Source organism: Streptomyces sp. Ncost-T10-10d (assembly GCF_900091955.1).
Taxonomy (GTDB): Bacteria; Actinomycetota; Actinomycetes; order Streptomycetales; family Streptomycetaceae; genus Streptomyces.
Map to the genome: position 1 here is coordinate 1 of NZ_FMDF01000108.1, position 20,791 is coordinate 20,791.

The 20,791-nt window shown below is 70.1% G+C and carries 15 protein-coding genes; 11 read left to right on the forward strand and 4 right to left on the reverse strand.

Translation table 11 applies throughout. The features are described from left to right. A partial coding sequence (locus GA0115254_RS17905) for an ATP-binding protein (protein ID WP_141720848.1) occupies positions 1 to 2,431 on the forward strand: 2,431 nt, incomplete at its 5' end. Beyond that, positions 2,428 to 3,126 (forward strand): response regulator, encoded by a 699-nt coding sequence (locus GA0115254_RS17910; protein WP_093896311.1) that lies wholly within the window; start codon positions 2,428 to 2,430, stop codon positions 3,124 to 3,126. The genes GA0115254_RS17905 and GA0115254_RS17910, both read left to right, overlap by 4 nt. A gap of 36 nt (positions 3,127 to 3,162) precedes the next feature. Here the strand turns inward: GA0115254_RS17910 and GA0115254_RS17915 are convergent, their stop codons facing one another. Then, positions 3,163 to 3,510, reverse strand: coding sequence for a winged helix-turn-helix transcriptional regulator (locus GA0115254_RS17915; protein ID WP_093896312.1), 348 nt, complete (start codon positions 3,508 to 3,510; stop codon positions 3,163 to 3,165). A 96-nt stretch (positions 3,511 to 3,606) separates the two neighbouring features. Between GA0115254_RS17915 and GA0115254_RS17920 the strand changes: the two genes are divergently transcribed. The 4 genes from GA0115254_RS17920 to GA0115254_RS17935 all read left to right on the forward strand — a co-directional run bounded on the left by GA0115254_RS17920 (position 3,607) and on the right by GA0115254_RS17935 (position 7,373). Beyond that, positions 3,607 to 4,488 (forward strand): NAD(P)-dependent oxidoreductase, encoded by an 882-nt coding sequence (locus tag GA0115254_RS17920; RefSeq protein ID WP_093896313.1) that lies wholly within the window; start codon positions 3,607 to 3,609, stop codon positions 4,486 to 4,488. 26 nt (positions 4,489 to 4,514) lie between these two features. Continuing rightward, a complete protein-coding gene (locus GA0115254_RS17925) occupies positions 4,515 to 5,372 on the forward strand; it encodes an arylamine N-acetyltransferase family protein (RefSeq protein WP_093896321.1) in 858 nt (285 codons plus the stop codon). A gap of 278 nt (positions 5,373 to 5,650) precedes the next feature. Then, complete coding sequence (locus tag GA0115254_RS17930; protein ID WP_093896314.1) at positions 5,651 to 6,862, forward strand: pyridoxal phosphate-dependent aminotransferase; 1,212 nt, start codon at positions 5,651 to 5,653, stop codon at positions 6,860 to 6,862. Between the two features lie 100 nt (positions 6,863 to 6,962). Then, the gene (locus GA0115254_RS17935; RefSeq protein ID WP_093896315.1) at positions 6,963 to 7,373 is read left to right on the forward strand and encodes an SCO4983 family protein; all 411 of its coding nucleotides are present in this window, start codon (positions 6,963 to 6,965) and stop codon (positions 7,371 to 7,373) included. Between the two features lie 51 nt (positions 7,374 to 7,424). On the opposite strand, the gene GA0115254_RS17940 is transcribed toward GA0115254_RS17935, so the two are convergent. Both GA0115254_RS17940 and GA0115254_RS17945 read right to left on the reverse strand, forming a co-directional pair. Beyond that, on the reverse strand, positions 7,425 to 9,173 hold the full coding sequence (locus tag GA0115254_RS17940) for a YncE family protein (RefSeq protein WP_176740171.1): 1,749 nt from the start codon (positions 9,171 to 9,173) through the stop codon (positions 7,425 to 7,427). 275 nt (positions 9,174 to 9,448) lie between these two features. Then, positions 9,449 to 11,275 (reverse strand): phosphoenolpyruvate carboxykinase (GTP), encoded by a 1,827-nt coding sequence (locus tag GA0115254_RS17945; RefSeq protein ID WP_093896316.1) that lies wholly within the window; start codon positions 11,273 to 11,275, stop codon positions 9,449 to 9,451. Between the two features lie 196 nt (positions 11,276 to 11,471). Between GA0115254_RS17945 and GA0115254_RS17950 the strand changes: the two genes are divergently transcribed. From GA0115254_RS17950 to GA0115254_RS17965, 4 genes are all read left to right on the forward strand, one after another. Beyond that, positions 11,472 to 12,170: a PAQR family membrane homeostasis protein TrhA gene (locus GA0115254_RS17950; protein WP_093896317.1), complete on the forward strand. Its 699-nt coding sequence runs from the start codon at positions 11,472 to 11,474 to the stop codon at positions 12,168 to 12,170. A gap of 152 nt (positions 12,171 to 12,322) precedes the next feature. After that, positions 12,323 to 13,840 (forward strand): MFS transporter, encoded by a 1,518-nt coding sequence (locus GA0115254_RS17955; RefSeq protein ID WP_093896318.1) that lies wholly within the window; start codon positions 12,323 to 12,325, stop codon positions 13,838 to 13,840. Between the two features lie 11 nt (positions 13,841 to 13,851). Next, positions 13,852 to 14,484, forward strand: coding sequence for a TetR/AcrR family transcriptional regulator (locus GA0115254_RS17960; protein WP_093896323.1), 633 nt, complete (start codon positions 13,852 to 13,854; stop codon positions 14,482 to 14,484). A gap of 390 nt (positions 14,485 to 14,874) precedes the next feature. Next, the gene (locus GA0115254_RS17965) at positions 14,875 to 15,909 is read left to right on the forward strand and encodes a UPF0158 family protein (RefSeq protein WP_176740172.1); all 1,035 of its coding nucleotides are present in this window, start codon (positions 14,875 to 14,877) and stop codon (positions 15,907 to 15,909) included. A 1,275-nt stretch (positions 15,910 to 17,184) separates the two neighbouring features. Here the strand turns inward: GA0115254_RS17965 and GA0115254_RS17970 are convergent. After that, the gene (locus GA0115254_RS17970; protein WP_093896320.1) at positions 17,185 to 19,200 is read right to left on the reverse strand and encodes a thioredoxin domain-containing protein; all 2,016 of its coding nucleotides are present in this window, start codon (positions 19,198 to 19,200) and stop codon (positions 17,185 to 17,187) included. A 125-nt stretch (positions 19,201 to 19,325) separates the two neighbouring features. Between GA0115254_RS17970 and GA0115254_RS17975 the strand changes: the two genes are divergently transcribed. Continuing rightward, positions 19,326 to 20,791, forward strand: a 1,466-nt coding sequence (locus tag GA0115254_RS17975; RefSeq protein ID WP_141720849.1) for an ATP-binding protein, incomplete at its 3' end; no start/stop codon positions are given.

Consider the following 20,791-nt stretch of genomic DNA (forward strand, 5'->3'; position numbering starts at 1 on the left):
GATGGTCGACACGCTCTCCGCGTTCGCCTCCGAGGTGACACGCGTGGCCCGCGAGGTGGGCAGCGAGGGGCAGCTGGGCGGCCAGGCCCGGGTGGAGGGCGTCTACGGGACATGGAAGGGCCTGACCACCAGCGTCAATGAGCTGGCGCTGAACCTGACCACTCAGGTGCGCGCGATCGCCGAGGTCGCCAGCGCCGTCACGCAGGGCGACATGTCCGGCTCCATCTCGGTGGAGGCCCAGGGCGAGGTCGCCGCCCTGAAGAACAACGTCAACCTCATGGTGGCGAACCTCCGTGAGACCACCCGCGCCAAGGACTGGCTGGAGTCGAACCTGACCCGTATCGCCGGACTCATGCAGGGCCACCGCGACCTGGTCGAGGTCGCCGACCTGATCCTGCGCGAGCTGACCCCACTGGTCAACGCCCAGTACGGCGCGTTCTTCCTGGCCGGGGCGGGTGCGGCACCCGGCGAGGCCCTTGAGCTCCTGGCCGGTTACGGCACCGGCCAGCCCGCAGGCCGCAGGCGTACGAGTCTCAGCCTCGACACCCCCGGCTGGGGTCTGATCACCCAGGCCGCCACGGAGAAACGGCGGATCCTCATCGAGGCGGTCCCGACGGAATACATCACCATCAGTTCCGGCCTCGGCGCCGCGCCCCCGGCCAGCGTCGTCATCCTGCCGATCCTCTTCGAGGACCGGGTGCTCGGAGTCATCGAACTGGCCTCGTTCAGCCGCTTCAGCGAGGTCCACCTCGCCTTTGTCGACCAGTTCGTGAACACCATCGGTGTCTCCATCAACACCATCATCGCCAACTCCCGTACCGAGTCGCTCCTCTCGGAGTCCCAGCGCCTCACCGCCGAACTGCGCAAGCGCTCCGACGAGTTGCAGCTCACCAACGCCGAGCTGGAGGAGAAGGCAGCACTGCTGGCGACGTCCTCCCAGTACAAGTCGGAATTCCTGGCCAACATGTCGCACGAGTTGCGCACCCCTCTCAACTCGCTCCTCGTGCTGTCCCGGCTGCTCGCCGACAACCCCGAGGACCACCTCTCCCCACAGGAGGTGGAGTTCGCCGTCACCATCCACCGGGCGGGCTCCGACCTGCTGCAACTGATCAACGACATCCTCGATCTGTCGAAGATCGAAGCGGGCCGGATGGATGTGCATCCCAAGACGCTGCCGCTGATCAAGCTGCTCGACTACGTACGGGCGACGTTCCAGCCGCTCTCCCGGGACCGCGGTCTGTCGTTCGACATCGAGGTCGGCGACGACGTCCCCCTCGAACTCTTCTCCGACGAGCAGCGTCTCCAGCAGATCCTCCGCAACCTCCTCTCCAACGCGATGAAGTTCACCTCGTCCGGCGGAGTGCAACTGCTCGTCGAACGCGTGCCGGCCTCGGACTTCGAGGAGGAGACGCTGCGCAACGCCGACGCCGTCATCGCTCTGAGCGTCAAGGACACCGGAATCGGTATCCCGCCGGAGAAACTCGACGCGATCTTCGAGGCGTTCCAGCAGTCCGACGGCACCACCAACCGCAAGTACGGCGGCACCGGGCTCGGCCTCTCCATCAGCCGGGAGATGGCGGGCCTGCTCGGCGGCCGGATCATCGCCGAGAGCGAGCCGGGCGTCGGCTCCACCTTCACCCTCTTCGTCCCCGCGCACTACACGAGTCCGCCCTCCGAATCCGTCCCCGCGGTCGAACCGCGCCCCGCGAGCGGCGCCACCCGAGCCATCGCCGGACCCACCGGCCTGACCGGCCGGCCCGCGGCCCGGCCCGGAGCCGCGCAGGCCGATGCGCTCAGCACCCAGGATTCCTTGTCCCGCACCGGGACCCGGCCCGACGACGGCGACGGCGTCAGCTGGCCGGAGACGACCCGGCTCAAGGACTGGCTGACCGGCCGCGCCGCCGGCGTGCTGGCCGACCGTCGCATCCTCATCGTCGACGACGACATCCGGAACGTCTTCGCACTGACGCATGTGCTGGGCCGCGTCGGCATCAGCGTCAAGTACGCGGAGAACGGCCGCGAGGGCCTTGAGGTCCTCGATCGGACACCTGACGTATCACTGGTGCTGATGGACATCATGATGCCCGAAATGGATGGATACGAGATGATCGCAGCGATCCGCCGCACACCTCGTTTCGCGGACCTGCCGATCATCGCGCTCACCGCGAAGGCCATGCCCGGTGACCGCGAGAAAGCCATCGAGAGCGGCGCGGACGACTACGTCCCCAAGCCGGTGGACGTCGACCGCCTGCTGTCCGTGATCTGCCGGCTCCTCGACCCGCAGTGCGCTGCGCCGGTGCCGCAGTCCGATCCCTCCGACAACACCCGCTCCACGGAACGGGACCGGAGCGACACCCTGCCGCACCGGGACGACGACGGCGCCCTCGCCGACGGAAACGACGACAACGACGCAACAGGGCGGCCATCATGACGGCGACGCGGGAAACAGCATCGGAGACCTCCAGCATCCTCATCGTCGACGACATGGAGGAGAATCTGGTCGCTCTCGAAGCCGTACTCGGCTCGCTGGCCCAAGTGGTCCGCGCACAATCGGGCGAGGAAGCCCTCAAGGCGATGCTGCGCCAGGAGTTCGCGGTCGTGCTCATCGACGTGATGATGCCGGGCATGAACGGCTTCGAGACCGCCGCCAACATCAAGGGACTCGACCAGACGAAGGACGTCCCGATCATCCTTCTGACCGGTGCCGCAGTCGATCCGAACTACGCCTACCGCGGCTATACGGTCGGCGCCGCCGATTTCCTGATCAAGCCGTTCGACCCCTGGCTGCTGCGGACCAAGGTCAACGTCTTCCTCGACCTGCACCGCAAGAACCGTCAACTCATCGACCAGGCGGAACAGTTGAAGCGTCTCCTGACGGCCGACGGCGGCCACCCCGGGATCCCGTCGGCCGCCCCCGACCCGGCTCGCGCAACGGACCACACGGACTCCGCGGAACACCTGGCACCCCCAAAAGCGCCCGACCGGCTCGCCGAGGTCGCCGGCCAACTCGCCCAGGCGGAACTCCTGCTACGGGATGCCGACGGCCCTGGCCGGGCGGACCTCGCCGACCGCATCGTCGAACTGGAACAGGCCGTGGAACGGCTGATGGCGGCCCGCGAAACATAGGAACGCACCCGGACGTGATTCATCACGCGTGATCCATCACGGCTGGGGCGACGGCGTGTCCTGAAGGATGTTCTCCCTTCCCCACGCGCCGAGCGGCCCCAGCGCCGCGTTGAGTCCGACACCCAGCGGGGTCAGCGAATACTCGACGCGCGGCGGCACCTCCGCATGCACCTCGCGGTGCACGATGCCGTCCTCCTCCAGCTCCCGCAGATGCGACGTGAGCACCTTCTCCGTCACCCCCGGGACCATCCTGCGCAACTCACCGAAGCGGCACACCTGTTCATTGAGCGCCCAGAGGATCAGTACCTTCCACTTGCCGCCGATCACATCCATCGCCGCGTCGATCCCGCAGACGTACGCCCCCGGCCTCCGCACGGTACCCATGGTCCGTCCCTCCCACCTGCTCACTCACCCGGCGGTAACCACCCACTTCGAAGTGCGTACTTGATCACTGCCGGGCCTGCGACAAGCCTAATCGGCATGACCGACAACGCCATTGAGAAGTCGCCGCTCACTCTCCTCGGGCTCGGTGCCATGGGTACCGCGCTCGCCCGCACCTGGCTCGCCGCCGGGCATCCGCTCACCGTCTGGAACCGCAGCCCCGGCAGGGCCGAGCCGCTCGCCGCCGAAGGGGCGGCCGTCGCCGGGGCCGTCGCCGAGGCGGTGGCGGCGAGCAGGCTGGTCGTGGTCTGCCTGCTCGACGACGCCTCGGTCGACGAGGCCCTGACCGGCGTCGACCTGGCCGGCAAGGACCTGGTCGACCTCACCACCTCCACGCCCGGCCAGGCCCGCGCCCGCGCCGTCCGGGCCCGCGAGCGCGGGGCCCGCTTCCTGGACGGCGGGATCATGGCGGTCCCACCGATGATCGGCGCCCCGGGCTCCGGCGCGTACGTCTTCTACAGCGGCTCCCGCACCCTTTTCGACGCCCACCACGACGTCTTGGCCGTACCGGCCGGCGCCTCCTACGTCGGCGAGGACGCCGGCTTCGCCGCCCTGCACGACGTGGCGCTGCTGAGTGCGATGAGCGGGATGTTCGCCGGGGTCTCGCACGCGTTCGCCCTGATCCGCAAGGAGAACATCGAGCCGACGGCCTTCGCCCCGCTGCTCGCCGACTGGCTCGTCGCCATGACGTCCTCCGTGCACGCGACCGCCGCCCAACTGGCCGACGGGGACTACACGCGCGGGGTGGTGTCCAACCTCGCCATGCAGGTCGCGGGCAACGCCACCTTGCTGCGCACGGCCGAGGAGCAGGGGGTCGGCGCCGAACTGCTGACTCCGTACCTGGCCCTGATGGAACGTCTCCTCGCGGACGGGCGCGGCAACGAGAGCACGACGGGTGTGGTCGACCTGCTGGCACTGTGACCCACCCGATTGCGTACGGTCGGCGCATGACATCCGACCGCCAGGCCGACCACGGCCACCGCACCGCCCCCGGCCTCGACCTCGGCGCCTATCTCGCCCGCATCGGCTGGACCGGGGAGCGCCGGCCCACCGCGGAGGTGCTGCGCTCCGTGCACCGTGCCCATGCCCTGGGCATCCCGTTCGAGAACCTGGACCCCGTTCTGGGCAAGGCGCCCTCGCTCGCACTCGCGGACCTGGAGGCGAAGCTCGTACGGGGTGGGCGCGGCGGGTACTGCTACGAGCAGAACACCCTGCTCGCCGCCGCGCTGACCGCGCTCGGGTTCAGGATCACGCTGCTCTGCGCACGGGTCGTGCTGGGGGCCGGACCCGGGGACGTACGGCCGCGCACCCACATGCTGATGCGGGCCGAGGTGCCGGGCGAGCCGACCCCGTATCTGGCCGACGTCGGCTTCGGCGCCGCCGGCTCGCTGCTGGAACCGATCCCCCTGGTCGCGGACGCGGAGCTGCACGACACCCCGCGCCGCCACCAGCTCGTGAACACCCCGCACGACGGGCCGCTGGACCGGTGGGAGCTCCGGGCGCAGACCACCGACGGGAGGTGGGAGGCCCAGTACGCCTTCACGCTGGAACCGTTCGAGGCGCCGGACTACGAGGTCATCAACTGGCACATCGCAACCAACCCGCGCTCGCCGTTCCAGCACCAGGTGTACGTCCAGCGCACCACCCCGGACACCCACCTGTCCCTCACCGGCCGCACACTCGTGGTCACGGCGAACGACGGCACCCGCGAGGAACGGGAGCTGGCGGACGGCGCCGAGGTGCTGCGGGTACTGGCAGCCGACTTCGGCATCCACCTCCCCCGAGGCACACGACTGCCGGAGTGACGGGAGGGAAGCGCCCTCGCGCCCCCGACGCCCCGCCCCCGCGCCGCTCACGCCCCGAACACTGTCGCTCACGTGGCGCATCTCACCCGTTCGCGTCCGTCACGCCCCCATTCCGGCCCATTCCAAGCCCCGCCCCGCCCCGGACCGGCGTTCCCACGGTCCGGGGGCGGTGGGCGCATGGCTATGGAAGACGGAGCGGGGCGCCGGGGTTACCCGGGTGGGGCAACCGGAGGGGGAAGCCCGGGCGGCGCGTGAAACGCAGTCGTAAGCTCCCAGACATGCAGGTCATCCAGTCCACGAAGCTCGCCAATGTCTGTTACGAGATCCGGGGCCCCGTGCTCGAGGAGGCGATGCGGCTGGAAGCAGCCGGTCACCGCATCCTCAAGCTGAACACCGGCAACCCTGCCGCGTTCGGGTTCGAGTGCCCGCCCGAGATTCTCGAGGACATACTGCGCAACCTCTCCGGGGCGCACGGTTACGGCGATGCGAAGGGGCTGCTGTCCGCGCGGCGGGCGGTGATGCAGCATTACCAGACCAAGGGGATCGACCTCGACGTCGAGGACATCTACCTGGGCAACGGCGTCTCCGAGCTGATCCAGATGTCGATGCAGGCACTGCTCGACGACGGCGACGAGGTCCTCGTACCGGCTCCGGACTATCCGCTGTGGACCGCCTCGGTGTCGCTGGCCGGCGGTACGGCCGTGCACTACCGGTGCGATGAGCAGGCCGACTGGATGCCGGACCTCGCCGACATCGAGCGGAAGATCACCGACCGCACCAAGGCGATCGTGATCATCAACCCGAACAATCCGACGGGTGCGGTGTACGACGACGAGATGCTGCGCGGGCTGACGGAGATCGCCCGGCGCCACAATCTGGTCGTCTGCTCCGACGAGATCTACGACCGGATCCTGTACGACGGAGCGACCCACACCCCGACCGCGACGATCGCGCCCGATCTGATGGTGCTCACCTTCAACGGACTCTCCAAGAACTACCGGGTGGCCGGATACCGCTCGGGGTGGATGGCGGTCTGCGGCCCGAAGGCGCACGCCTCCTCGTACATCGAGGGGCTGACGATCCTCGCCAATATGCGGCTGTGCGCCAATATGCCGTCGCAGCACGCCGTGGCCAGCGCGCTCGGCGGGCGGCAGTCGATCAACGATCTGGTGCTGCCGGGCGGGCGGATCCTGGAGCAGCGGGATGTCGCATACGACCTGCTGACCCAGATCCCCGGCGTGACCTGTGTGAAGCCGAAGGGGGCGCTGTATCTCTTCCCGCGCCTCGACCCCAAGGTCTACAAGATCAAGGACGACCGGCAGATGGTCCTCGACCTGCTGCGGGCCGAGAAGATCATGGTCGTGCACGGTACCGGGTTCAACTGGCCGGAGCCCGATCACTTCCGCGTCGTGACGCTGCCCTCGACCGAGGACCTGACGGATGCGGTGACCCGGATCGCGCACTTTCTGGACGGATACGGCCAGCCTTAGCGGGCGGCCGTCCAGCTCCCTCCACTACGACATCGATTGCAGATAACTTTAGACTAAATCCAATGTAGGATGGTTCCACAGCAACACCAGGAGGCCATCCATGTACGAACCGATCCGCACCAAATCGGTCCACACACCGGCCGACCACGCCGCCGACTTCCCGCACCGTTCCCGCGAGGAAGAGCTGGACATCCAGCTCGCCGGACACCTGGCCGCACTTCTCGCGGTCACCGACGAGCTGGACCTCGGCGCGGCGGGCGACCGCATCGCCGAGCAGGTGGCCAGGCTGCGCGGCGCGCCGCCCGCCCGGCACGCCGGTCGAACCGATGCACCCGCACTCGCGCTGCACCGCCGCGCCCATGCCCTCGCGGGCCGCGCACTGGTGGTGGCCGCGTCCCGCGCCGACACGGCCGTCGCGATTCTCGCGGCCGAGCGCATGGACGCCCACACGGCGGCGGTCACCGCTGCCACCGCCCCCGCCGCCCCCTCGCATCTGGTCGGCGCCCGCTGACGGCCCCGGTCCACGGGCCGCCGAGGCGCGTGGACCGGGTGCCACCCATGACTAGTTGCGGACCCGTACCGTCGCCGACGCCGTCGCTGCGCTGTGCAGGTCGTCACCCGAGTAGCCGACCTCGTACGTCACCTGGCCGGCGACCCGGGGCAGGTCGTTGACCGTGAAGGTGCCGTCGGGCGCGACTGCTGCCGATGTCAGCGTGCCGGTGCCCTTTCTGTCGGTGCGCTGCACGGACAGGGTGATCCCGGCGGGGAGCGGACGTCCCTGACCGGTCAGGGTGCCGGTGATCGTCAGGCCCGCGCTCTTCGTCGCCTCCGCGGGAGCCGTGAGCGTGATGGCGGTCGGGGCCTTGGCGACCGCGACGGCGAGCGTGATGTCCTCGGCCGGACGGTGGGTGAGGTCACCGGTGAAGGAGACGGTGTAGGTGGCGTCGCCGACCAGCGACGGGACGTCGAGAACGGTGAACGAACCGTCGGCGTCGACCTCGACGGGGGCCAGCTTGCGGTCGCCGTTCGCGTCGTGGCGTACCGCGGTCACCCTGACCGGCTCGGCGGGCGCGGGCCCGTCCAGCTCCAACCGGCCCCGGATGCCGAGGGGTTCACCGACCACGGGCTTCCCCGGGGTGGTGGAGAGCGCGCCGGTGAAGCGGGAGTCGTACTGGGCGGCCGGGGGCTGGATGATGTGCAGCCAGTACTCGTTGCCGTACGTGTTGGTGGCGACGGCGAACAGGCGCGCCCCGTCCTTCGACCAGCCGAGCCCGCGCGGTGCGATCCGGTCCCCGTCGAGCGCGCCCTCGAAGGCGAACTCCAGCGGAGCCGTACCGTCCGCCGGGTCCGCGGGCTGCACCAGCAGGTCGGCCGTGGACCCGGTCGCGGCGGCGCCCCGTGCGATGTACTTGCCGTCGCCGCTGAAGGCGACCGCGGACGCCTTGGCCCCTTCGGGCAGCGGTTGGTACGCGGTCGCCGCGTCGGACAGGTCGGCGGCGTCCAGGAGCCGGGTGCCGGCGCCGTAGGCGGCGTCGGCGACGGCGATCCGCCGGCCGTCGGGGGACTGCGCCACGTCCTTCATGTCGAGGGCGCCTCGGCCCTCGGCATCCGCGAACCGGCGCTCCGGGCCGCGTACGAGCGTGTCGCCGCGGGCGTCGAGCGTGGTGAGGAAGGGGTTGGCCTCGCCGGTGCTGCGGCTCTGCGCCATCACGATGCGGTCCGGGACCTCGGGGCCGCTCGTCAGCCGCAGCCGGCCCGCAGCGTTCCATCCGGTGGTGGTGCTCCGGTTGCCCGTCGTGCCGTACAGCCAGGTCTGGCGGTTGTCGCATTCGGTGGTGAGGTACGGGGTCTCGGTGTGCCACTGCTTGCCGCCCGCGAAGGCGACATCGCGCGGGCAGGGCACGTCGTACGCGGGGTACGTGATACCGGTGTACTCCTGCGTGACGGTGTCGAACGCGAGGATGCCCGAGGACTGCGAGACGTAGAGCGTGCCGCTGTCCGTACTCAGGGCCATCCCGGACGGCGCGGAGGCGGTGGGCAGCGAACCCACCTTCTGGCCCTGGAAGTTATAGACGTGAACCTGGTTCGCGTACTGGTTCCGGCGGTCGTCCGTGACGTAGACCCGCTCGTGCACCGAGTCGACGACCATGGCCGAGTACGACGAGATCGGCAGCTTGGCCACGGTGTCGCCGGCCACGGGGCCGTCGGCCGCTTGGGCGGCGGGCGGGGCGAGAGCGGTGAGTCCCGCGGTGCTGAGTGTCAGCGCGGCCAGCGTCGCCGCGATGCGTCCATGGTGCCGGATCCTGTTCAACTGAGTCCCCCACAGGCTCGGTTGGCCCCCCGGTCGGCTCGGCCGGAGGCGATGTGAAGGAACATCGAAGTGCTGTGGAGGTGTTGTGCGCAAGGATATGGCGATGCCTGGACGTTCTTTATAAAAGGGGCGGGAAAGAGCGGCCCCCGGAACCGTAAGGGGATTCCGGGGGCCGTACCGCGGCGGGCCATTGACCCCACAGGTCAGGGCGGATGTCCGGAGACCCGGCCGCGGGGTGTGTGGGGGCGCACCCGCGCGGGGTGCGCCCGGGGGCGTCAGCCCAGGCGCTGGACCAGCGCGCGGTACTCGTCCCACAGTTCCTTCGGCGTGTGGTCACCGAAGGTGTTGAGGTGCTCGGGGATCAGCGCCGCCTCCTCGCGCCAGACCTCCTTGTCGACGTCGAGCAGGAAGTCCAGGTCGGAGTCGGAGAGGTCCAGGCCGTCGGTGTCCAGGGCACCCTTGGCGGGCAGGACGCCGATCGGCGTCTCGACGCCCTCGGCCTTGCCGTCCAGCCGCTCGACGATCCACTTCAGGACGCGGCTGTTCTCGCCGAAGCCGGGCCACACGAACTTGCCCGCGTCGTTCTTGCGGAACCAGTTCACGTAGTAGATCTTCGGGAGCTTCGACTGGTCCGGCTTGTCCGCGCCGACCTTGATCCAGTGGTTCATGTAGTCGCCCATGTTGTAGCCGCAGAACGGCAGCATGGCGAACGGGTCGCGGCGCAGCTCGCCGACCTTGCCCTCGGCGGCGGCGGTCTTCTCGGAGGCGACGTTGGCTCCGAGGAAGACGCCGTGCTGCCAGTCGAAGGACTCGGTGACCAGCGGTACGGCCGAGGCGCGGCGGCCACCGAAGAGGATGGCCGAGATCGGCACGCCCTTCGGGTCCTCCCACTCGGGCGCGATGATCGGGCACTGGCCGGCCGGGACGGTGAAGCGGGCGTTGGGGTGGGCGGCGGGCGTGTCGGACGCGGGCGTCCAGTCGTTGCCCTTCCAGTCCGTGAGGTGGGCGGGGGCCGTCTCGGTCATGCCCTCCCACCACACGTCGCCGTCGTCGGTGAGCGCGACGTTGGTGAAGACGGAGTTGCCCCACATGGTCTTCATGGCGTTGGCGTTGGTGTGCTCGCCGGTGCCGGGCGCGACGCCGAAGAAACCGGCCTCGGGGTTGATCGCGTAGAGACGGCCGTCCTCGCCGAACCGCATCCAGGCGATGTCGTCGCCGATGGTCTCGACGGTCCAGCCGGAGATCGTGGGCTCCAGCATGGCGAGGTTGGTCTTGCCGCAGGCGCTCGGGAACGCGGCGGCGACGTATTTCGCCTCACCCTGCGGCGGCGTGAGCTTGAGGATCAGCATGTGCTCGGCGAGCCAGCCCTCGTCACGGGCCATGACCGAGGCGATGCGCAGCGCGTAGCACTTCTTGCCGAGCAGGGCGTTGCCGCCGTAGCCGGAGCCGTACGACCAGATCTCGCGGTCCTCGGGGAAGTGCGAGATGTACTTGGTGGTGTTGCACGGCCACGGAACGTCCTCCTGGCCCTCCTCCAGGGGCGCGCCCAGCGTGTGGACGGCCTTGACGAAGAAGCCGTCGGTGCCGAGCTCGTCGAGGACGGCCTGTCCCATGCGCGTCATGGTGCGCATCGAGACGGCGACGTACGCGGAGTCGGTGATCTCGACGCCGATCGCGGAGAGCGGGGAGCCGACGGGGCCCATGCAGAACGGGACGACGTACATCGTGCGACCGCGCATGGAGCCGCGGAAGACACCCTTCTCACCGGTGAAGATCTCCCGCATCTCGGCGGGGGCCTTCCAGTGGTTCGTCGGGCCCGCGTCCTCCTCCTTCTCGGAGCAGATGAAGGTGCGGTCCTCGACGCGCGCGACGTCACTGGGGTCGGACGCGGCGTAGTAGGAGTTCGGGCGCTTGATCTCGTCCAGCTTCGTGAACGTGCCCTTGGCCACGAGCTCCCCGCACAGGCGCTCGTACTCGGCCTCGGAGCCGTCGCACCAGACCACCCGGTCCGGCTCGGTGATGGCTGCGATCTCATTCACCCAGGAAACGAGCTCCTGGTGGTCGGTGGGGGCAGTGAGGGGAGCCGCGATGTCGCGCGCCACGATCGCTCCTTGGTGAGGGTGTCTGTTTGGTAGTTGCCCCGTGGGGGCCGCGACCCGGATGCTTCGTAGCCGCTCATCCGGTGCCGAACGCACTCATTTGATCATCCGACCGTTTCGCCCATATGTCCAGGGGGCCGCCCACGTGAGCATTGCCACTCGCATTCGTTACCTACGGTTGCGTAGGTACGATGCGGGAATGACTGCTGCCGCCGCCGCGCCCGAGCCAGCCGGGCTGGAAACAGCCGAGTCCGACACCGTCCCGGTGAAACCACGGATGCGTGGCTGGCTGCACGCCGGAATGTTTCCCGCCGTGATCGTCGCGGGGGTCGTGCTGATCGCGCTGACGGACAGCGTCCGCGGCCGGATCGCCTGCGGCATCTACGTTCTGACCGCGTGCCTGCTGTTCGGCGTGAGCGCGCTCTACCACCGCGGCACCTGGGGTCCGCGCGGCGAGGCGGTGCTCCGCCGGCTCGACCACGCCAATATTTTCCTGATCATCGCGGGCACCTACACACCGCTGACCCTGCTCCTGCTCCCCGAGTCGACCGGAACCCCGCTCCTGTGGGCGGTCTGGGCGGCGGCGACCGCGGGCATCGCCTTCCGGGTGTTCTGGGTCGGCGCCCCGCGCTGGCTGTACACGCCCTGCTACATAGCGATGGGCTGGGCCGCGGTCTTCTTCCTGCCGGACTTCATGCGGACCGGCGGGATCGCGGTGCTGGTACTGGTCGTCGTCGGCGGGCTGCTCTACAGCGCCGGTGGTGTCATCTACGGCATCAAGCGGCCCAACCCGTCACCGCGATGGTTCGGCTTCCACGAGGTCTTCCATTCGCTGACCCTGGCGGCCTTCGTCGTGCACTACGTCGGTATCTCGCTGGTGGCCTACAACCACAGCTGAGCACCCCCTTCCACCCCCCTCTCCCGCAATGGCCGTGGCTTGAAAGCCGCGGCCATTCGCCATGCCAGGGCCCCGGCGCGCCAAAAACATTGACACTCATCATCTTTTGATAGTTACTGTCATTTGACCGTGACTCTCGAAGGAGTGTTTCCATGAACCGACGCTGGTGGGCCCTGGGCGCGCTGGTCGCGAGCATGCTCGTCCTCGGATTCGACATGACGATCCTCAACGTGGCGCTGCCGACCATGGCCGAACAGCTCGGCGCGACCACCGGCGAGCAGCAGTGGATGGCCGACGCATACGTCGTGGTCTTCGCCGCTCTGATGCTCCCGGCCGGGCTGCTCGGTGACCGGTTCGGCCGTCGTCGGATGCTCATCACCGGCCTCGGCATCTTTCTGATCGGCTCGCTCATCGGCTCGCTGGCCGACGCCGTGCCCGCCGTCGTGACCGCCCGCTGTGTGATGGGCATCGGCGCGGCGCTCGTCATGCCGCTCGCGCTGGCCGTGCTGCCCTCGCTGTTCGGCGCGCCCGAGGACCGGGTCAAGGCCATCGGTATCGTCTCGGCCGCCTCCGCGCTGGGGCTGCCGCTCGGCCCGATCCTCGGCGGCTGGCTGCTGGACCACTTCTGGTGGGGCTCGATCTTCCTGATCAACATCCCGATGGTGGCGATCGGCATCACTGCCTGCGTGTACCTGCTCCCGGAGACCAGCGACCCGGCCTCCCCGAAGGTCGATGCCGTCTCCACCGCCCTGACCGCGACCGGTCTCGGCACGCTGATCTACGCGATCATCGAGGCGCCCGGGCGCGGCTGGGGCGACCCGCTGGTGCTGGGCATGCTGGCCGCCGGTGTCGTGCTGATCGCCGCGCTCGTCGTACGGGAACACGGCGCCGAGCGCCCGATGCTCGACATGTCCCTGCTGCGGCAGCGTCCGTTCCTGCTGAGCGCGCTCGCCGCGACGCTGGTGATGTTCGTGATGTCGGGACTGATGTTCATCCTGCCCGGCTACCTCCAGGCGGTCCTGGGCCACGACGCCTTCGGCACAGGGGTACGGATGCTGCCGATGATGGGCGGGCTGATCGTCGCCGCGAAGACGGGCGCCCCCGTCACCCAGCGGTTCGGGGCGCGCGCCACGATGACGGCGGGCCTGGTCGTGCTCGCCTTCGCCGCGCTCCTCGGCAGCCGAACGACGGTCGACAGCGGATACGGCTTCACGGCGCTGTGGCTCTCCGTCGCCGGGGTCGGCTTCGGCTTCGCCGTCGTCCCCGCGATGGACGCCGCGCTGGCCGCCCTGCCCGCGGACCGTGCGGGCAGCGGGTCGGGGCTGCTGATGACCGTACGGCAGACGGGCAGCGCCCTCGGGATCGCGCTGCTCGGCAGCCTTCTCGCCGGTGCATACAGCGGCCGGCTCGACACCACCGGTGTACCGGCCGCCGCCGCGGACACGGCAGGTGACTCGGTCGTCGCCGCCCATGTCGTCGCGGCGAAGTTCGGCGCGCAGCGGCTGGCCGACTCCGCGGACGCGGCGTATCTCCACGGCATGAGCGTGGTGCTGCTCGTCATCGCTGTCACGGCCCTGGTGTCGGCGCTGCTGGTCGGGGCGTTCCTGACGAACCTCCCCACCCCGTCGCAGGAGCGGACGGACGTGGCCCCGGCACCCGCCGATGCCTGACAATGGCGACCATGGCCGCCACCTCTCGTCCCCCTTCCGTTTCCGCCCCCGGAACGCCGCCCCCACTGGGGTTGCGCGAGCGGAAGAAGCTCAAGACCAGGATCGCGATCCGTCGGGCGACCTATCGGCTGATCTCCGAGCAGGGGTACGACGCCACGACGATCGAGCAGATCGCGGAGGCTGCCGAGGTGTCGCCGAGCACCGTCTTCCGGTACTTCGCGGCCAAGGAGGACATCGTCCTCACCGACGAGTACGACCCGATCATGGAGGCCGAGCTGCGCAAGCGGCCGGCCGAGGAACCGCCGCTGGAGTCGCTGCGGTTCATCATGGCCAAGGCGCTGACGGCGTTCCTCGCGAGCGAGGAGGAGGAACTGCGGCAGCGCACCCGGCTGATGGTGGAGGTCCCCGCCATCCGGGCGCGGATGACGGAGACCATGTCGGACACGGCAAAGGTGCTCGCCCAGGTACTCGCCGACCGCAGCGGCCGCAGCCCCGACGACCTGGAGGTCAGGGTGTTCATCGCGGCAGTGCTGGGGGCGCTGCGCGAGGTGACGCTGTACTGGGGCGAGCACGGCCAGGAGGGCGACCTGATCATGTTGATCAACCAGGCGCTGGACACGCTCGAAGGCGGGCTGACGCTGTGACAGCCGGCAGCGCGGCCGAACTGCCGGCACGGCCGAGCCACCCCGCAGCCGCATACCCGGGCGTAGCGGCGTATGTACTTGACCGTCAGAGGCCCGAGCGAGCACAATGAGCTGAGTCCGGGGCGATATTCGTACCTTGACACCACTTTCCACAGAACATTGCCACCGCTGCTCTGTTTCCAGAGCGGCACCGTGAAACAACGGTCGTTGGTGCGGCAAGTCGCGAGTAGGCCTCGCCTCTTGACCGGGATTCGTCCGGCTCCGCCGGGCGTCCTGGTACCGCCTCCGTCCTCTGCCTGCTGGCGATGGATCATTACGCAGCAGAAAGCCACCGAATCTTCGGCTTTCTGGTGCGTTCTCATCCAGCCAAGTGCAGAGGAGTTCGCCATCATGGATGTGTTTTCCCATCAGGCCGACCGTTACCGGCCTCCCACGCCGCCGCCGCTCGACGCAGTCTTCATGGAACTGACCCGGGTCGTGCAGAGTCTGGAGAGCAGCGGGCGCTCCACCCGCTCCGCCGGTATCAAACCGCGGCTCGGCCACAGCCTGGGCGCCCTCTCCTTCGACGAGTCGCAGTACGGTTTCGTCAGCTTCCGCCAGTTCCTGGAAGCCGCTCAGCAGGCCGGGCACATCGTTCTGACCCAGGCCTCCTCGGGTCCCGATCTCAATGTGGGCCTACCCGGCCGTCCCGTCATCGAGCCGACCGTGCCGTCGGCCCAGCCCGACCGAATCAGGGCCGATCTCTGGTCCACGTTCATGGACTGGACCACCGAGGTCCAGCGGGTCTACGACCGTGAGCGCCAGATCGCCTTCCGGCTCCGCAAGCCCGCCGAAGCGTACGACCCCGATGTCCGGCGCCTGGTCCAGGAGCTCGCCGAGGACCCTTCCCGGTACGTGCCCATCGAGCCGGTCAGCATGGCCACCCAGACCCAGTGGGCACGGGATTTCTCCGCCGCGCAGCCGACGGGTGCGGAACGGGAGATGCTGCTGCGCACCCTCGACGCCGAACGGCCACTCCAGGAATTCACCTATGTCGTCAGGACGTTGCCGGCGCGACGTGACTGGCAGACGTACCGCAATGTACGGGTGATCGACACCATCAAGGAGTGGGCGGCCCGGAACGCGGTGTCCGTCGACCCGGCGGGGACGCAGTACGTCATGGCCGTACCCCCACCCGGCGCCCTGCCGCTCAGCCGAGGACCGGTCCCCCAGGGCGTGCCCGGCCCGCTCCCCCTTGCACCGGGTGCCGCAACAGCACCGGCGCATCCGCGGGTTCCCGCACAGCCGCAGTCCGCGGGCCCGGCGGCCTCTCCCGGAACAGAGCTCGCCACACTCCGGGCCCGGGTGCACGACCTCGTCGACCACATGACGACGGAAGAGCTTCTCGCTCTCCCGTTCACCCTGGGTCAGCTGTACCGGCGGTGACGACGTGTCGCCTCGACGCGGCAGAAGCCCGGGCCCGAGCCGCAACACCCAGCTGGGCGACCTCCGACTGAGCGGTGTGCTCGACGAGACTCCGGTCCCGTTGCTCACCTTTCCGTCCGGGACGGAGCCCTTCACCCCGGAAACAGAAAAGGCACTCGCCAGGGCGGCATACAACGGGGACATCCCCACCCTGATCCGTCCACTTCTCGGCGCCGCCGCGGACGGCCACCAGGCTATCCGCGCCATCGTGGCGACGGCGCCCGCGGAGCTGCGCGATGCGGCCCTCACCATGCTTCTCTCTCCGCGGCGCGCCGTCCCGCTGCCGGAGGGCGCCTGGTGGGTGAGCTGCACGGTCTTGACGGACGGCGACTGCGAGCCGTCGATCGCCACTGGCTACATCTTCCCGGACGGGGCGGACCGCGTGACGATCATGGTCGAATGCCGCCCACGGGACGGCGTGCGCGAGCAGCTGGCCGAGGAACTGACCCAGCTGGCCCAGGACACCGACTGGCGTCCACGGGTCGACAGGGGACAACGGCTTCATCTGGTGTCGTGCGCACACGCCGGGTGTGTTCCACAGGACATCAACCCGCACGAGCTGGCGGCCCGCGCCGCGGTGGACGGTCTGTTCCTGACCGTCCACGACCGGATACGCGCCGGTGCCGGTACCGGGCCCTGGCAGAACCTCCGGGTTCGGATCCTGCAGCTGGAGGGGAGGTTGCTGACCGGGTGCGAAGGACACCGCGGGGGCGGAGCCGCCATGGTGCAGTCGGTACGCAGACAGCAGCAGGACCGAGAGATCCTCGCCCTTCCGCTCACCAGCAGCGGCGCCGAGGCCGCGGGCATCCCGCAGTGGCTGATCGACGAGTTGACGCCCCGGCCGGCTGCCGCCGGCCGGCCCGCCGTACCGATCCCCGCCCAGCGCAAGCGCCCCATACCCGACTACGAGGAGAAGGTCGCCTATCTCGCGAAGAGTGGCAACGGCCGGGTCGACCTGTTCACCGGACGGGCCACTTCGTGCGGCCATGAGAGGTGGGAGCTGATGCGGCGGTCCGGCAAGGCCCCCAAGAAGGTCAAGGGGGTCGAGCAGCACGTGGAGAAGCACTACCCGGGCGCGACGCAGATCAAGGCGTACCGGTGCCCGAAGGGAAGCTGCCATGTGGCCAAGGCGGTGTTCAAAATCCCCAGGCAGCCGGGAGACCGGCCCGCGGGCGGCTGGCAGGCACCGCCCGGACAGTCGTACCGGCACCGGGGTGAGGGCCCGTCACCACCTTCTCAGCCGCCGAGCCTGCGCCCCAGCTCATCCGCCTCGGTCGTCGGCGCATCGCAGACGAAGCGCCTGCACACATACGCCGTCGGCGCCCCGTCCACCATCGGCCGGTCCGCCAGCAGCGGGAACTCCGTCCCGGCCGTCTCCCCCGCCGCCACCACCGCACCGGGCGCTCGCCCCAGGAGCGCCGTACGGTGCAGCTCGCCGCCGACCGGCCCGGCGACCGCGACCTCGCGCGGCCCGTCGAGCAGCGCCTCGGCTACGGCGAGCCCCCAGCCGATGAACCGCGGAACCCTCGGGCCGAGCGTCTTCACCACGCCCAACGCCCCCTCCGCGGCGGTGCGATGGGCCTCCGAGCCGGTGTGAGCGGCGTACGAGAGCAGCGCACCGGCCGCCGCCGTCCAGCCCGCCGGGGTCGCGCTGTCGGTGGGGTCCTGCGGGCGGCGGATGAGTTTCTCGGCATCGTCCGCCGTGTCGTACAGCTGCCCTCCCTCGCCGGTGAAGTGCTGGAGCACGATGTCGAGCAGGAAGCCGGCGAACTCCAGCCAGACGCCCTCGCCGGTGACCGCGGCCAGGGCGAGGAAACCCTCCGCGACATCGCCGTAGTCCTCCAGGACCCCGGCGTGCCCGCCGGTCCGTCCGTCCTTCGACGTACGGGTCAGCCGGGCCACGTCGCCCATGTGCACCCGTACCAGCAGATCCGCCGCCTCGGTGGCGCGCTCGATCAGATCGGGCCGGTCGAAGTACGCCCCCGTCTCGGCGAGCGCGGCGATCGCCAGGCCGTTCCAGGCGGCGACCACCTTGTCGTCCCGCCCGGGACGCGGGCGCAGCTCACGGGCGGCCAGCAGCCTGGCCCGTACGCCGGCGGCCCGGTCCGCGTCCACCACGGTGCCCGTCCGCGCGAGCCGGAGGACCGAGGCACCCTCCTCGAACGTGCCCTGCTCCGTCACCCCGAAGTGCTCGGCGGCGAAGGCCGCGTCCTGATCGCCCAGGACCTCCCTCAGCTGCTCGGGCGTCCATACGTAGAACGCGCCCTCGACATGCCGGCCGGCCCCGTCCTCGCTGTCGGCGTCGAGAGCGGAGGCGAAACCGCCCTCCGGCGTGCGCAGCTCGCGCACCATGAAGTCGGCGGTCTCCAGAGCGACCCGGCGGGCCAGGTCCGAGCCCGTCGACCGCCACAGGTGTGCGTACGCCCGGCAGAGCAGCGCGTTGTCGTAGAGCATCTTCTCGAAGTGCGGTACGACCCACTCCCGGTCCACCGAGTAGCGGGCGAAACCCCCGCCGAGCTGGTCGTACATCCCGCCCATGGCCATCGCCGCGCAGGTGTCGGCGGCCATGTCGAGGGCGCCTTCCGCCCCGGTGCGGGCGTGGTGGCGCAGCAGGAACTCGATGATCATGGACGGCGGGAACTTGGGCGCGCCGCCGAACCCGCCGTGCTTCTCGTCGTACTCGCGGGTGAGCCCGAGGAGCGCCTGTGCCAGTTCGGGTTCGCCCGGCAGGCCTTCGCCGCCGTGTACGAGGGAGCGCTGGGTGAGGTCGTGGACGATGCGTCCGGCGACCTCCGCGACCTCGTCGGGCCGGTCGGACCAGGCGGCCGCGACACCTTCGAGCACCTGGTGGAAGGAGGGCATGCCGTGGCGCGGCTCGGGCGGGAAGTACGTGCCGAAGTAGAAGGGTTCGGCGTCGGCGGTCAGGAAGACGGTCATCGGCCAGCCGCCCTGGCCGGTCGCCGCCTGCACCGCCTCCATGTACACGGCGTCGACGTCGGGCCGCTCCTCGCGGTCGACCTTCACCGGGACGAAGTGTTCGTTCAGATAGGCCGCGACCCGGTCGTCCTCGAACGATTCGTGCGCCATCACATGACACCAGTGGCAACTCGCGTAGCCGACGCTGAGCAGCACCGGCACATTCCGCCTGCGTGCCTCCTCGAAAGCCTCGGGCGACCAGGGCCACCAGTCGACCGGATTGTCGGCATGTTGGAGGAGGTACGGGGAAGTCTCACGGTCCAGGCGATTCGGCATACCCACATCCTCTCTCAGGCCCGGTTGATCGCATCGCTCTCTCGCGCTGACGCGCCGTACCCAGCACACTGGGCGGCGATGACAGCAGGGGCAGTTGCCATCGTCGTATCCGGAGGGGGACGCACATGCGGGACAGCCATCGGGCCGAAGCCGAACGGCTGTTGGTACGCGCCGTCGAGGAGGAGGTACGGAGGTCGGGCGGCCGGGCGGACGCCGGTGCGCTGACGGCACGCGGGCGGGCCGCGCTCGACTCCCTGGCGGCCGGGGCGGCCGACGAGTACGCCGCGTATCTCCAGGCGCTGGACGCGGCGGAGGCCGGACAGCAGCCGCTGTCGCAGCGGTTCAGCCGGTCGGCCATGGGAACTCCACTGCTGGTCACCGGAGTTGCCGCGGTCGCCGCCTTCGGTGCGGACGTCGCGTTCGGTACGGCGGCGGGGCCGGCCCTCGGCGCGGGCGCCGTCGTCGCGGTCGCGGGGGCCACGGCGACCGTCGCCAAGATCACCGCGTCGCACTGGCCCGCCGCCCACCGGCGCGCAGGTGCGCTCGGGCAGCCCGGCGGCGCCGAACAGCTGCGGCTGCAGTGGCTTGCGGCGCTGGAGGTACGGGGCATCCGTCCGTTCCTCGACCAGCAGCGGATGCTCAACCCCTCGTCGCGCGCATCGGCGAAGAAGGTCCCCGCGCAGTCGCGCACCGCCCCGTCGCTGCGCGGCGGGGACCGCAGCGCAGCGGCCCGTATGCGCGCGATCCTTGAGCAGTCGTTCGGCCATCTGCCCGCAACCGAGGGGCCGTTCGCCGGGCGGCGGGCCGAGCTGGCGCAGATCGCGCAGTGGGTGCGGGAGGCCCGTGCGTCGACGGAGACCAAGCCGACCGTCGTCGTCCTGCACGGTGCGCCCGGCGCCGGGCGCACCACGCTCGCGGTACGGGCGGCGCACAGCCTGAAGGACCAGTTCCGGGGCGCCTGCGTGGTGGACCTGCGCGGCGACGTGGCCGGGGAGGCGCCGCTGCCGACGCGTGACGCGCTGCTGCATCTGCTGAACCGGCTGGGCGCGCCCCGCGAGCAGCTGCTGTTCCGGGAGGGGGCCTCCCCCGGTCGAGCGGAGCCGGGAACCCGTGGAAGGGCCTCTGCCGAGCAGCAGGTGCGGCGGCTGAGCGAGCTGTACCACCAGCATCTGACCGGCACCCCGGTCACGATCGTCCTCGACGACGCCAGCGACGCGGCCCAGGTCCGCACGCTGCTGCCCGAGCGTTCCGACAGCCTCGTCCTCGTCACCGCCCGCGAGCCCCTGGAGCTGCCCGCCGACATCCCGGCCCGGGTCCATCAGCTGCCGGTCGGCGCACTGGACGCGGCGGGCGCGGAGGAGCTGCTGCGCGAGGCGGCCGAGGCGGAGGAGCAGGGGCCGTACGACTCCCAGTCGACGGACACGGTCGTCGAGCTGTGCGGCGGGCTGCCGCTGGCGCTGCGCATAGCGGGCTCCTCGCTCGGTCCGCGTACCCGGAGCGCGCTCGCCACCGATCTCGCCGCGTACGGCCCGGTCGCACCGGTCGAGCGGGCGCTGTGGCTGCGCTACACCGACCAGTCCGAGCAGGCGCG

Coding starts and splice junctions, on each gene's coding strand:
- GA0115254_RS17910 (WP_093896311.1), top strand. CDS start 2,428: ATGACGGCGACGCGGGAAACAGCATCGGAGACCTCCAGCATCCTCATC.
- GA0115254_RS17915 (WP_093896312.1), bottom strand. CDS start 3,510: ATGGGTACCGTGCGGAGGCCGGGGGCGTACGTCTGCGGGATCGACGCG.
- GA0115254_RS17920 (WP_093896313.1), top strand. CDS start 3,607: ATGACCGACAACGCCATTGAGAAGTCGCCGCTCACTCTCCTCGGGCTC.
- GA0115254_RS17925 (WP_093896321.1), top strand. CDS start 4,515: ATGACATCCGACCGCCAGGCCGACCACGGCCACCGCACCGCCCCCGGC.
- GA0115254_RS17930 (WP_093896314.1), top strand. CDS start 5,651: ATGCAGGTCATCCAGTCCACGAAGCTCGCCAATGTCTGTTACGAGATC.
- GA0115254_RS17935 (WP_093896315.1), top strand. CDS start 6,963: ATGTACGAACCGATCCGCACCAAATCGGTCCACACACCGGCCGACCAC.
- GA0115254_RS17950 (WP_093896317.1), top strand. CDS start 11,472: ATGACTGCTGCCGCCGCCGCGCCCGAGCCAGCCGGGCTGGAAACAGCC.
- GA0115254_RS17955 (WP_093896318.1), top strand. CDS start 12,323: ATGAACCGACGCTGGTGGGCCCTGGGCGCGCTGGTCGCGAGCATGCTC.
- GA0115254_RS17960 (WP_093896323.1), top strand. CDS start 13,852: ATGGCCGCCACCTCTCGTCCCCCTTCCGTTTCCGCCCCCGGAACGCCG.
- GA0115254_RS17965 (WP_176740172.1), top strand. CDS start 14,875: ATGGATGTGTTTTCCCATCAGGCCGACCGTTACCGGCCTCCCACGCCG.
- GA0115254_RS17970 (WP_093896320.1), bottom strand. CDS start 19,200: ATGCCGAATCGCCTGGACCGTGAGACTTCCCCGTACCTCCTCCAACAT.